Origin of the sequence: Streptomyces lienomycini (genome assembly GCF_027947595.1) — a bacterium.
Taxonomy (GTDB): Bacteria; Actinomycetota; Actinomycetes; order Streptomycetales; family Streptomycetaceae; genus Streptomyces; species Streptomyces lienomycini.
Genome location: NZ_CP116257.1, coordinates 809,681 through 822,401 on the forward strand (window position 1 = coordinate 809,681; position 12,721 = coordinate 822,401).

The following is a 12,721-nucleotide window of genomic DNA, read 5'->3' on the forward strand; positions in this document are numbered from 1 at the left end:
GCGGGGGGCCGGGCACCGTTCTTTTCAGGTGCCGGTTCTGGTGCCCGTGCCGGATCGGCTGCCCGTGCCGGCCGGCGTCTGCCCCGTCGGGTTCGTTGCCGGGTGCGGCGCCGTCATGGCCGGTCGCGCAGTGCCGTCCCGCCCCTGGCGGGGCGATTTCCCCGACGAACCTCAGCGACGAGCCGTCACAGCAGCCCGCTCAGCGGCAGTACCCGCTCGGCGAGCCGCCCCCGCAGCCGCCCGTCGGCGGTGTCCGTCCCCTCCTCCGCGAGCCAGCCGGCGGCGACCAGCAGTCCGACGTGCCCGGCAACGTCATCGGACCGCACACCGCAGAACCGGGCGACCTCGTCCAGCGCCAGACCGGCGTCCTCGCCGACGTCCGCGAGGCACCCGTCGGGACGGCTGTGGGCCGCGGTGTACACCGCGAGGAGCCTGGTGGCAGCCCCCGCCTTCTTCTTCCGCAGCTTCCGGTCGCCCACCACCTTCTGCGCCCACCCCGAGAGCCGCGCCCGGGTGACCTTGCCGAAGAAGAACGGGCGGGGCTGCGTGGGAATCAGCGTGGGCACCGTGATCTGGGTGGGTTCCTCGGGCCGGGACGTCAGCGCGTCGTCGGCGGTGACGTCCTCCGGCAGCAGCAGCCAGCCCACGTCGACCAGTTCCTGGAGCACCCGCTCGGCGTCGCCCTGCAACCATCCGCCGAGGTCCTGCCCGGTGACGTTACCGATACCGGCGCGTGCGGCCCGCAGGGTGAGCATCAGCACCGTGAGCCGCGCCTCGGCCCCGGGCAGCGGGGATGCGATCCGGAGGTGCTCCAGCACCTTGCGGGCGTGGACGCCCTGCCCCCGGGTCAGCAACCGCTCGACCACCGGCCCGTCCGGGCCCACCGGGACGCCGAGGCGGTTGGTGTGCATCTCGCGCGTGGTCCCCGCGGCCGCCGCGGCCCGGTCCGCCTCCTCCCGCAGGGTCTCGTCGCCCGTGGCGTCCGCCCACCGGGCGAAGGCGGCGGCCTTGCGGTCGTGGAGTTCGGCGAGTGCGGCGAGGTCCGGTTCGGGCCGCCGCTGGTACGCACGGAACGCGTCCCCGAGCTCGGTCAGCTCCACGCGCAGCACCTCGGGCTGGAGATCCTCCGGCACGATGCGCTGCGCGACCTTCGCCCACTGCCCCGCCTTCCGCGCCTTCCGGGGCTTGGCGGGGACGCCGTCGGGCCCGGGGTGCGGGGTGGGCCGAGCGCGAGGGACGGAGGCAGCCCGGGCACCGGCGATGCCGGGACGGTGGCCCGGGGCCGGGGCCGGGGCCGGGACCGCCGACGCCGGCCCGCTCCCACCGCCGGTAGCGTCGGAGAACATCACCGTCCCCCCGCCGGTCACCGCACCACGTCCCGCCTTCACCCTGTCCGTACGCCCCCTGTCGGAACCGTCGACGAACAGCTCGTCCCCGTCACCAGTGCCCGCGTTCACGCGATGCCGCCCTCTCCCTCGCCGAAACCTGCGACCTCCCGCCCGCTGCGGGCGCAGCCACCCGACGCTAAGTCGAACGGGCACCTCGCCAGGGAGCAGACGGGGGTAGACCACACGTTCGGGTGACGGTCGACTGCGGCGTAGGCGGCATCGTGGCCGACCACATCGCACGCACACTGACCGGCCTCGCCGACCCGGTGCAACCGGTGCCCGAGGCGTTGGGCGGACAGTCAGCTTGTGTGCAGGGCCAGATAGAGTACGACATAGCTGTGGTGCTCGCGCCCGTGCGGCGAGCGGACGGTTGACACGAGGACCTCGGCGGTGATCCGGCGGTTCGCGTAGGCACTCAGCAGGCTGGTGATTTCGTGATCCACGCGCGCCGTGATGACGCCCCGGTCGGCCGTCTCGATCTCCACCGTTCCCCGCAGCATGCTGCCGCCGACGAGTCTGCCCGCCAACCGCTCCGAGTGTTCCTCGGGCTGCGCCGCGCGCAGCGCGTCCCGGCACCGCTGGGCGTTTCTTGAGCCGAGGCGGGAGGCACGCACACCGTTGTACGGCGAACTCCAGGTCAGACTGACGTCGGTGCCCGAGTCAGCGAGTACCTCTGTCAGGTCTGCGAGACGGTTGAAGACCCGTCCACCCAGGGGCAGCGCTGTTTCGATAGTCGTGTGTGGGGCGGCTTTCGTCGAGGGCGTGGGCGACAGTGGTGACGGCCTCCTGAAAGTGGGTCAACCACTGTCCAAGTACGGACGACTCCATACGGTGTTCCCGGACGGCTGCTCCTTCGAGAGCCAGCCGGAGTGACCGACGAGCTTTATCGGCTTCGGCACTACTGGTTTCGTAGCCCGCGGCCTTCAGCAGTTTGCGCCGTTGTGCCGCAATGAATTCATCTGCCGACCGCACCGGATGACGACCGTCTGCTTTGCCGCGGTTGGCCTGCATCCAGGCCCTCAGGGAAGGCACAGGACATATGCGTCCACTCGCATGTTATGGCGCGTACACCAGTCCTTGGTACCCAGATTGTCAAGGTCGTCAACCGTATCGGCGTCCGCCTGGGAATGGAATGAGCGCTTCCCCTCTCTCGGGCAGTTGCTCGGCGCCTACTTCCACCAGGACTTCTCCTACCTCTACGCGTCCCGCGAAGAGGCTCTGGACGAGTACGTCGGCGAAGCCGACTCGGAGGACCCTGCCGCCGAGAGGGATGTCCCTGCGGAAGTGGCTCGAATCGATCCGCCGAAGGATCGCCGCACCATAGTGGCCCGTGCTGTCGTGTCAGCTCTCTGCCTCGCGACCGGCGACGGTCGCCTCCGCGCTCGCTTCCCTCGGCGGATGACCGACGGCAGCGTGGACGCCCGGTTCATGCTGCCTTGTTCCCAGGGCAGGACGGACCAGGACAGGTGGGGCAGTCCGTCGGCCGGCTCCTTCACAACGACATCGGCCGGATGGTCCGCACGCACAGCAGTCGGTCCGGAGGGATCGGGCGGGTGTGCGGTCGAGGAGCGACCGTCCTGTGGGCACGGTTGCTCCCCGCGCCGGCCCGCGTCCTTACCGCGGCCCGTACTTCCGCCCCGTCCGCGACGTGATCCCGCCCAGCAGCCCCCGCGGGACCAGCTTCGCCGCGCCCATCAGGGTCTTGTAGCGGGGGTCGGGGATGGACAGGGACTTGCCGCGGGAGAGGTCCGCCAGGGCGGCGGTGACGACCTTGTCCGCGTCGAGCCACATCCAGTTCGGGATGTTGTCCGTGCCCATGCCGGCGCGCTGGTGGAACTCGGTGCGCACGAAGCCGGGGGCGAGGGCCATCAGGCGTACGCCGCTGCCGGCCAGGTCCTTCGCCACGCCCTGGGTGAACTGCACGACCCACGCCTTGGAGGCGCCGTAGGTGCCGCGCGGGACGAAGGCGGCGACCGAGGCCACGTTGACGACGCCGCCGCGGCCCCGCTCCCGCATCGCCTCCACCGCCGCCGAGGTCAGCCGGAGCACCGCCTCGCAGTGCACCTTGAGCATGGTCAGCTCGTCGGCCATGGGGACCTCGAGGAAACGGCCCTTGTTGCCGAAGCCGGCGTTGTTGATCAGCAGGTCGACGGGGTTCCTGCGGTCCCCCAGCCGGGCGGCCACCGCGTCGATGCCGGCGTCCGTCGACAGGTCCGCCGTCAGCACCTCCGCCTCGATGCCGTGCCGGTCGTGCAGCTCGGTCGCCTGCTCGCGCAGCCGCTCGGTGTCGCGGGCCACCAGCACCAGGTCGTGCCCGTCGGCCGCGAGCCGGCGCGCGAACGCGGCCCCGAGGCCCGCCGTCGATCCCGTAATCAATGCCGTTGTCATGGCGCAAGGTTAGGGCGCCGGGACACGCCTCCGGACCGGGCAGGTCCGCTTCGCTCAGGCGCCGTACTCCGCCACGTACTTCCGTGCCGTCGCCAGCGCCTCGCCGTGCAGCGCCGCGCCGGCCGCGAGCAGCCGGGGGAGCAGCTCCCGCTGGGTCGTCACCGCGCGGAACTGCAGGGCCACCGTCACCTCGTGGGCGGGCCGGTGCACGATCCGCACCGCGTCGCCCGCCCGGATCTCGCCGGGCTCCAGGACACGGAAGTACGCGCCCGACGCGCCCTTCTCCATGAAGCGCTTCACCCAGCGCGGCTCACCCATGTGGCCCTGGAAGGTGCGGCAGGGAATGCGTCCGGACGTCACCTCCAGGAGCAGCCGAGGGCCGACCCGCCAGTGCTCGCCGATGAGCGCGCCGGAGAGGTCCAGGCCGGTGGTGGTGAGGTTCTCGCCGAACGCGCCGTTCGGCAGCGGACGGCCCAGTTCGCGTTCCCAGTCGTCCATGTCCTCGCGCGCCATCGCGTACACCGCCTGGTCCGCGCCGCCGTGGTGCCGGGTGTCGCACACCGTGTCGCCGGCCAGGCCGCTCGCCCCGAAGCCCGCCGCCCCCGGCACCCCCACCCGCACGGGTCCGTCGGCCGGACGCTTGTCGATGCCGGTGACCCCCTCGGGCTGGTCCGTGTACGGCACGGCCCGGGCGCGGCCCAGGTTGACGGACAGGAGCTTCGTGGCGGGGTGGTCCATGGGAGAACGGTAGGACACCCTGGTCAAAGCGTCGACGCATTATTCGCGGTCCGGCCAAAGAGTCACTTATCCTCGGAGGTGTGATCGAGGCTCGTCATCTCCGCGTGCTGCGCGCCGTGGCATCGACCGGTTCCTTCTCCGCCGCCGGGCGCGAGCTGGGCTGCACCCAGCCCGCCGTCAGCCAGCAGATGAAGGCGCTGGAGTCCTCCGTCGGCACCCCCCTGCTCGTGCGCACCGGGCGCGAGATGCGGCTGACCCAGGCCGGCGAGGCGCTGGTGCGGCACGCCGCGGGGATCATCGCCGGGCTCACGGCCGCCGAGGAGGAGGTCGCCGCGATCGCCGGGCTGCGCGCCGGGCGGGTCCGGCTGGTCTCCTTCCCCAGCGGCAGCTCCACCCTCGTACCGACCGCGCTGGCCGCGCTGCGCGCCGCGCACCCCGGCACCCGGGTCTTCCTGGAGGAGGCCGAGCCGCCGAACTCCGTCGAGCTGCTGCGCGAGGGCGACTGCGACGTGGCGCTCGCCTTCCGCTACGAGGGAGCGGCGGGCGCGGAGGAGTGGGACGACCTCGTGGTACGCCCGCTGCTCACCGACCGGCTGGTGGCGCTGGTGCCCGAGGCGCACCGGCTCGCCCGTACGGAACCGGACGGGTCCGTGGCCATCGGGGAGCTGGCCAGGGAGGCCTGGATCGCGGGCTGCCCGCGCTGCCGCGGCCAGCTCGTCGAGGTGTGCGAAGGGGCCGGTTTCACCCCGCGCATCGACTTCGCGACCGACGACTACCCGGCGGTGGTCGGCCTGGTCGGCGCGGGACTGGGGGTGGCCGTCCTGCCCCAGCTCGCCGTCGAGTCCGTACGGCCCCGGGGTGTGCGCACGGTCGCGCTGGAGCCGGCCGTACGACGGGAGATCGTGGCGCTCACCCTCCCCGACCTGGCCCAGGTGCCGGCGGTGGCGGCCACCCTGGACGAGCTGGCCCGGGCGGGCGCGCGCCAGCCCGCGGCACGCTGATCGCCTGCACGCGAGCACCCTTCAGTCGGTTCCGCTCCGTCGGTTTCCCATCGGAGAAACGTTCCTTCAGTCAGTGGGGCGTGGCCGCGTCCCCGCCGGCCGACGCCGATGCCGCCGCCACCAGGCGGTTGCGGGCCCGTCCCATCAGCTCTTCCCGCTCGTCCTCGGTCAGCCCGCCCCACACGCCGTACGGCTCGCGCACCGCCAGCGCGTGCGCCGCGCACTCGGCGCGGACCGGGCACCTCATGCAGACCTCCTTGGCCGAGTTCTCGCGAGCACTCCGCGCCGCACCGCGTTCGCCCTCCGGATGGAAGAAGAGCGAGCTGTCCACTCCGCGGCACGCAGCCAGGAGCTGCCAGTCCCACAGGTCCGCGTTCGGTCCGGGAAGGCGGGAGAAATCTGCCATTGCGTGACCCCTTGTTGCCGATATGGGTGGACGTGGGAGATGCAGCGGCCCAGCACCCACGACCGTACAACTACCATCTAAGGAGATGAAAATATGACTCATTGCGAATCTAGCCTCAGACACCAGCAAAGTGGAAGAAAAGCGGCTGAATGGGGCACCGCTTGTGATGAAACGGCGCGGGTCCGACGCGCATGTCTGCTGCGTGGCCGCCCCCTCACGTAGAGTGCCGAAGACGACACACAGCCCCGTAACTCTTTCGAGTGACCATCGTTGAGAGTGCGGAGGCGGTTGAAGGAACAAGTGCTCGGGCGGGCGTCCGGGACGGTCGACCGCACAGGTGACGATTTCGTACCAGCCTGGAGGCTCAACGTGACGCGCAAGAGCTGCGGAGGACGGCCATGACTTCCGTCCTCGTCTGCGACGACTCCCCGCTTGCCCGAGAGGCGCTGCGCCGCGCGGTCGCGACCGTGCCCGGCGTCGAGCGCGTGACGACGGCCGCCAACGGCGAGGAAGTCCTCCGCCGCTGGGGTGCCGACCGCTCGGACCTGATTCTGATGGACGTGCGCATGCCCGGCCTGGGCGGCGTCGAGACCGTCCGGCGGCTGCTGTCCGCCGACCCCGGTGCGCGCATCATCATGCTCACCGTCGCCGAGGACCTGGACGGCGTGGCCCTCGCGGTCGCCGCCGGTGCCCGCGGCTACCTGCACAAGGACGCCTCGCGCGCCGAACTGCGCGCCACCGTGACGCAGGCGCTCGCCGACCCGACCTGGCGGCTCGCCCCGCGCCGGCTGCGCTCGGCCGAGATGGGTGCCGCGCCCACGCTCACCGCGCGTGAGATCCAGGTCCTGGAAGGCATGAGCCACGGCCGCTCCAACGCGGAGATCGGCCGCGAGCTGTTCCTCTCCGAGGACACCGTCAAGACCCACGCCCGTCGGCTCTTCAAGAAGCTCGGCGCCTCGGACCGGGCGCACGCGGTGGCGCTCGGCTTCCGGTGGGGCCTGGTCCGCTAGGAGCACCCCGTGTGGAGGCCGAAGAGGCCCGTCGGGGACGCGAGGATCCCCGCTTACCGCGAGGTGAGCGGGGGTGACAAGGCGACCCGCCGGGTGCCCGCTGCTCGTTTCGCCGCGGATGACGCATCCTTGAGGTGTGGAGTTCCTCGGGGACGAGTCGGTCGAGCGGAAGGGGAGGGCGCAGGGGATGAGTTCCGGCGCACCTGCTCATAACGCTTCGGTGCACAACAACGGGCACGGAGCCACGGATCGGACGGCCGCAAGGCACCATGGACCGATGCGTGACGACGAGGCGCCCCCGAACCAGGGGACGGTCGGTGGGCTCGTCCACCGCGCCGTCGACGGGGACGAGCAGGCCACGCACGACCTGCTCGCCCATGTCCACCCCCTGGCGCTGCGCTACTGCCGTACGCGCCTGTCCCGGCTGCCCGGCGACGCCCGGCACTTCGTCGAGGACCTCGCCCAGGAGGTCTGCGTCGCGGTGCTGCTCGCGCTGCCCCGCTACAAGGACACCGGACGCCCCTTCGAGGCGTTCGTCTTCGCCATCGCCGCCCACAAGGTCGCCGACCTGCAGCGCGCCGCGATGCGTCACCCCGGTTCCACGGTCGTCCCCTCCGACGAGATGCCCGAGCGGCCGGACGACTCGCTGGGCCCCGAGGAGCGGGCACTGCTCAACAGCGACGCCGCCTGGGCCAAGAAGCTGCTGGCCAACCTGCCAGAGAACCAGCGCGAGCTGCTCCTGCTGCGCATCGCGGTCGGGCTCACGGCCGAGGAGACCGGACAGATGTTGGGAATGTCACCGGGAGCCGTGCGGGTCGCCCAGCACCGGGCGCTCAGTCGGCTGCGGGCGCTGGCCGAGCAGTAGTCCGGGCCCCGGCCCACCCGATGGCCCACCCCACGGCGCACCTCGTACGAACGCACGAAGGTCGCGCGCATCCTTGATCGTGGAATGAGCCACGTCCACTTCCCGTTAGCATGGACATCCGCACCGATCAAGGCCATTTGGGGAAGGTGTCATGACTGCCAACGTCGACGGAGTGCCCGAGAAATTCGCGACACTCGGGCTGACCTACGACGACGTGCTGCTGCTGCCGGGCGCCTCCGCGGTGCTTCCGAACGCGGTCGACACCTCGTCCCGCATCTCCCGCAACGTGCGGGTCAACATCCCGCTGCTCTCCGCGGCCATGGACAAGGTGACCGAGTCCCGGATGGCCATCTCCATGGCCCGCCAGGGCGGTGTCGGCGTCCTGCACCGCAACCTGTCCATCGAGGACCAGGCCAACCAGGTCGACCTGGTGAAGCGCTCCGAGTCCGGCATGGTGGCCAACCCCATCACCATCCACCCGGACGCCACGCTCGACGAGGCCGACGCCCTGTGCGCCAAGTTCCGCATCAGCGGCGTCCCGGTCACCGACGGCGCGGGCAGGCTGCTCGGCATCGTCACCAACCGCGACATGGCCTTCGAGACCGACCGCTCCCGGCAGGTGCGCGAGGTCATGACGCCGATGCCGCTGGTCACCGGCCAGGTCGGCATCTCCGGCGTGGACGCCATGGAGCTGCTGCGCCGCCACAAGATCGAGAAGCTGCCGCTGGTCGACGGCGACGGCATCCTCAAGGGCCTGATCACGGTCAAGGACTTCGTCAAGGCCGAGCAGTACCCGCACGCCGCGAAGGACGCCAAGGGCCGCCTGCTCGTCGGCGCCGCCGTGGGCGCCAGCCCCGAGGCCCTCGACCGTGCCCAGGCGCTCGCCGAGGCCGGGGTGGACTTCCTCGTCGTCGACACCTCGCACGGCCACAACAGCAACGCGCTGAGCTGGATGTCGAAGATCAAGTCCAGCGTCGGCGTCGACGTCGTCGGCGGCAACGTCGCCACCCGCGACGGCGCCCAGGCCCTGATCGACGCCGGTGTCGACGGCATCAAGGTCGGCGTCGGCCCCGGCTCCATCTGCACCACCCGTGTCGTCGCCGGCATCGGCGTCCCGCAGGTCACCGCGATCTACGAGGCATCCCTCGCCGCCCGCGCCGCCGGGGTGCCCCTCATCGGCGACGGCGGCCTCCAGTACTCCGGCGACATCGGCAAGGCGCTCGCCGCCGGTGCCGACACCGTGATGCTGGGCAGCCTGCTGGCGGGCTGCGAGGAGTCGCCGGGCGAGCTGCAGTTCATCAACGGCAAGCAGTTCAAGTCGTACCGCGGCATGGGCTCGCTGGGCGCCATGCAGTCCCGCGGCCAGGGCCGGTCGTACTCGAAGGACCGGTACTTCCAGGCCGAGGTCGCCTCCGACGACAAGCTCGTGCCCGAGGGCATCGAGGGCCAGGTCCCCTACCGGGGCCCGCTCGCCAACGTCCTGCACCAGCTCGTCGGCGGCCTGCGCCAGACCATGGGCTACGTGGGCGCCGCCACCATCGAGGAGATGGAGTCCAAGGGCCGCTTCGTCCGGATCACCTCGGCGGGCCTCAAGGAGAGCCACCCGCACGACATCCAGATGACGGTCGAGGCGCCGAACTACAGCCGCAGCAAGTAAGCACACGGGTAGAAACACAGGCAGCGGCCTCCCGAGGGCGGCTCCGGAGCATCCGGGGCCGCCCTCTGCGGTGCCCCGGCGTGCCCGTCGGGGATACTGGAAGGCGCTGCAACGCATCAGGGAAAGGCCACAGACGTGACTGAGATCGAGATCGGGCGCGGCAAGCGCGGCCGCCGGGCGTACGCCTTCGACGACATCGCCGTCGTCCCCAGCCGCCGTACGCGGGACCCGAAGGAGGTCTCGATCGCCTGGCAGATCGACGCCTACCGCTTCGAGCTGCCGTTCCTGGCCGCTCCCATGGACTCGGTCGTCTCCCCGGCCACCGCCATCCGCATCGGCGAGCTGGGCGGCCTCGGCGTCCTCAACCTGGAAGGGCTCTGGACCCGGCACGAGGACCCGCAGCCGCTGCTCGACGAGGTCGTCGGCCTCGACGCGGAGACCGCGACCCGCCGCCTCCAGGAGATCTACGCGGCTCCCATCAAGGAGGAGCTGATCGGGCAGCGCATCAAGGAGGTGCGCGACTCGGGCGTGGTCACCGCCGCCGCGCTCTCCCCGCAGCGCACCGCCCAGTTCTCCAAGGCCGTCGTGGACGCGGGCGTCGACATCTTCGTCATCCGCGGCACCACCGTCTCCGCGGAGCACGTCTCCGGCTCGCACGAGCCGCTGAACCTGAAGCAGTTCATCTACGAACTCGACGTCCCGGTGATCGTCGGCGGCTGCGCCACCTACACCGCCGCCCTGCACCTGATGCGCACCGGCGCCGCGGGCGTCCTCGTCGGCTTCGGCGGCGGCGCCGCCCACACCACACGCAACGTGCTGGGCATCCAGGTGCCCATGGCCACCGCGGTCGCCGACGTGGCCGCCGCCCGCCGGGACTACATGGACGAGTCCGGCGGCCGGTACGTCCACGTCATCGCCGACGGCGGCGTCGGCTGGTCCGGCGACCTGCCCAAGGCCATCGCCTGCGGCGCGGACTCCGTGATGATGGGCTCCCCGCTGGCCCGCGCGACCGACGCGCCGGGCAAGGGGCACCACTGGGGGATGGAGGCCGTCAACGAGGAGCTGCCGCGCGGCCAGAAGGTCGACCTCGGCACGGTCGGCACCATCGAGGAGGTCCTCACCGGCCCGTCCCGCACCCCGGACGGCTCGATGAACTTCTTCGGCGCCCTGCGCCGCGCCATGGCCACCACCGGCTACAGCGAGCTGAAGGAGTTCCAGCGCGTCGAGGTCACGGTCGCGGACTCGCAGCACCGGCGGTAGCCGCCACGGCATGTGAAGGGGCCGGTCACCTGATGGGTGACCGGCCCCTTTCGCGTGCTCGGGGGCTCTTGAGGGGGCGCGTGACGCGGCGCGGGGGCGTGCGGTGGTGTTCGGGGCGAATACGCCGGGGAGGGCCGTGCCGGATCGGTAATGTCCCTGCTCGGCGACCCAGTTCTCTGGGGCGCCCCCTTCCAAGGAACCGTTCCGGACCCCGCTCCTCGGGGCCCGGCCCGAATTCCAGACGGACCGCCTCACCGGGATATGGGCGGCATCGTGGAAGGGGGCGCGCCATGGGCCGTCACCGCAAGCCCACCCGCTGGGACCGGATCCGTCTGCGGACGGTGAAGTTCCGGAGGAGGTGCATCTTGTGGATTTACGGGAAGTGAGCGGCCGCCCCCATGTGAACTAGGGGCGGACACTCCGATCACTTCTCTGGAGCCTGCCTCAGTAACCGGCTGCGGTGGGCTCCACCCTTTGCGGATGGCGAGCGGCCGTCCCTACGAGAACTAGGGGCGGACACCCGTTACCCGGCTGCAGGCCCACTGCGGCGGGCACCATCCGCTCCCCACCGTACCGGCGCAGCCGCCCTCCCACCACCAACCCCGTGGCACGGTCACCCCCGTGCGCCCCCGTCTCACAACCGGTGCGCCGCCCCCGTGGGTGTGGCGCCCCGCGTGTCCAGGAGGAGCTGGGCCTTGACCGACAGGCCCTGGAGGTCGTACGTGCGGTGCTGCTGGAGCAGGATCGTGAGGTCGGCGTCGGCGGCGGCCTCGTAGAGGGAGTCGGCGCGGGGGACGGGGCGGTCGGCGACGTTCCAGGACGGGATGTGCGGGTCGTGGTAGCTCACGGCGGCGCCCATCGACATCAGGCGGGTCGCGATCTCCTCGGCCGGGGTGGCCTGCTGGTCGGCGAGGTCGGCCTTGTAGGTGACGCCGAGGAGGAGGATGCGGGCGCCGCGCGCGGACTTGCCGTGCTCGTTGAGGAGGGCGGCGGCGCGCTGGACGACGTAGCGGGGCATCTGGGCGTTGACCTGCTGGGCCAGCTCCACCATGCGCAGGCTGTGCGGGGCCCGGCCGGTCAGGTCCTGGGCGACGGAGTGGCCGCCGACGCCGGGGCCGGGGCGGAAGGCTTGGAAGCCGAAGGGCTTGGTCTCCGCGCAGCGCAGGACGTCCCACAGGTCGACGCCGAGGTCGTCGCAGAGCACGGCCATCTCGTTGACCAGGGCGATGTTCACGTGCCGGAAGTTGGTCTCCAGGAGTTGCACCGTCTCCGCCTCCCGCGGGCCCCGCGCGCGGACCACCTTGTCGGTGAGGCGGCTGTAGAAGGCGGCGGCCGACTCGGTGCAGGCGGGGGTGAGGCCGCCGATGACCTTCGGGGTGGTGGCCGGGGTGAAGTCGCGGTTGCCGGGGTCGACGCGGCTGGGGGAGTAGGCGAGGTGGAAGTCGCGGCCGGCGCGCAGCCCGGAGCCCTGCTCCAGGAGCGGGCGCAGGAAGTCCTCCGTCGTGCCGGGCCGCACCGGCGACTCCAGGATGACGGTGGTGTGCGGGCGCATGTGGGCGGCGAGGGTGCGGGCCGCGGTCTCCACCTGGGTGAGGTCCAGGCCGCCGTCCGCGCCCGGCGGGGTGGGCGCGCAGATGACGGCGGTGCGGACCCGGCCCAGCTCGGCCGGTCCGGTCGGTCCGGCCGGGGTGCGGAAGCCCGTGGCGAGCATCCGGCGCACCTCGGCGGGCGTGAGCGGGTCGGCCTCGGGGCCGGTGCGGTAGCCGAGGGTGGGGATGCCGGCGGCGACGGCGGCCTGGGCCAGCGGCAGGCCGTACGGGCCGAGTCCGATGACGGCGAGATCTGCGGGCATGGCGTGGGCCGTCCTTCCCAGTAGCCGAAGCGGGACAGGTGCGCAAGCCCGGTGGACAGGATGGGCGAGCACAACGTCAGACTAGGAGTAAATATGACCGATATGCGGGATTGATCCGCCGAGTTTCGGCGAGTGTCGACGGGCCGGTACGGGTCC

11 protein-coding genes and 1 pseudogene are annotated in these 12,721 nt (G+C 71.8%); 6 read left to right on the forward strand and 6 right to left on the reverse strand.

Translation table 11 applies throughout. From position 1 onward, the window contains the following. Window positions 1-185 precede the first annotated feature (185 nt). Both BJ961_RS03945 and BJ961_RS03950 read right to left on the reverse strand, forming a co-directional pair. Window positions 186-1,346 carry a hypothetical protein gene (locus BJ961_RS03945; protein ID WP_271319906.1) on the reverse strand — a complete coding sequence of 387 codons (1,161 nt, stop codon included), beginning with the start codon at window positions 1,344-1,346 and terminating at the stop codon, window positions 186-188. A gap of 341 nt (window positions 1,347-1,687) precedes the next feature. Next, window positions 1,688-2,002, reverse strand: coding sequence for a hypothetical protein (locus BJ961_RS03950; protein WP_271319907.1), 315 nt, complete (start codon window positions 2,000-2,002; stop codon window positions 1,688-1,690). A 439-nt stretch (window positions 2,003-2,441) separates the two neighbouring features. Here BJ961_RS03950 and BJ961_RS36105 point away from each other — a divergent pair. Further along, window positions 2,442-2,630 (forward strand): annotated as a pseudogene (locus tag BJ961_RS36105) (contact-dependent growth inhibition system immunity protein); the annotation flags it as partial. Window positions 2,631-3,002: 372 nt separating this feature from the next. Here BJ961_RS36105 and BJ961_RS03955 read toward each other — a convergent pair. After that, the gene (locus BJ961_RS03955; protein ID WP_271319908.1) at window positions 3,003-3,776 is read right to left on the reverse strand and encodes an SDR family NAD(P)-dependent oxidoreductase; all 774 of its coding nucleotides are present in this window, start codon (window positions 3,774-3,776) and stop codon (window positions 3,003-3,005) included. 54 nt (window positions 3,777-3,830) lie between these two features. Beyond that, window positions 3,831-4,514 carry an MOSC domain-containing protein gene (locus BJ961_RS03960; protein WP_271319909.1) on the reverse strand — a complete coding sequence of 228 codons (684 nt, stop codon included), beginning with the start codon at window positions 4,512-4,514 and terminating at the stop codon, window positions 3,831-3,833. An 80-nt stretch (window positions 4,515-4,594) separates the two neighbouring features. Here BJ961_RS03960 and BJ961_RS03965 point away from each other — a divergent pair, with 80 nt between their 5' ends. Next, on the forward strand, window positions 4,595-5,515 hold the full coding sequence (locus BJ961_RS03965) for a LysR family transcriptional regulator (protein ID WP_271319910.1): 921 nt from the start codon (window positions 4,595-4,597) through the stop codon (window positions 5,513-5,515). Between the two features lie 70 nt (window positions 5,516-5,585). On the opposite strand, the gene BJ961_RS03970 is transcribed toward BJ961_RS03965, so the two are convergent. After that, window positions 5,586-5,921: a WhiB family transcriptional regulator gene (locus BJ961_RS03970; RefSeq protein WP_271319911.1), complete on the reverse strand. Its 336-nt coding sequence runs from the start codon at window positions 5,919-5,921 to the stop codon at window positions 5,586-5,588. 398 nt (window positions 5,922-6,319) lie between these two features. On the opposite strand from BJ961_RS03970, the gene BJ961_RS03975 reads away from it, so the two are divergent. From BJ961_RS03975 to BJ961_RS03990, 4 genes are all read left to right on the forward strand, one after another. Further along, entirely contained in the window at window positions 6,320-6,931 is a 612-nt protein-coding gene (locus BJ961_RS03975) for a response regulator transcription factor (RefSeq protein WP_003948568.1), read from the forward strand. Window positions 6,932-7,208: 277 nt separating this feature from the next. Next, entirely contained in the window at window positions 7,209-7,796 is a 588-nt protein-coding gene (locus BJ961_RS03980) for a sigma-70 family RNA polymerase sigma factor (protein ID WP_271319912.1), read from the forward strand. A 151-nt stretch (window positions 7,797-7,947) separates the two neighbouring features. Then, window positions 7,948-9,453, forward strand: a complete 1,506-nt coding sequence (gene guaB / locus BJ961_RS03985) for an IMP dehydrogenase (RefSeq protein ID WP_271319913.1) — start codon at window positions 7,948-7,950, stop codon at window positions 9,451-9,453. 135 nt (window positions 9,454-9,588) lie between these two features. After that, the gene (locus BJ961_RS03990) at window positions 9,589-10,713 is read left to right on the forward strand and encodes a GuaB3 family IMP dehydrogenase-related protein (RefSeq protein ID WP_133887732.1); all 1,125 of its coding nucleotides are present in this window, start codon (window positions 9,589-9,591) and stop codon (window positions 10,711-10,713) included. 634 nt (window positions 10,714-11,347) lie between these two features. Here the strand turns inward: BJ961_RS03990 and BJ961_RS03995 are convergent. Further along, window positions 11,348-12,565, reverse strand: coding sequence for a nucleotide sugar dehydrogenase (locus BJ961_RS03995; protein ID WP_271319914.1), 1,218 nt, complete (start codon window positions 12,563-12,565; stop codon window positions 11,348-11,350). Window positions 12,566-12,721: the final 156 nt, after the last annotated feature.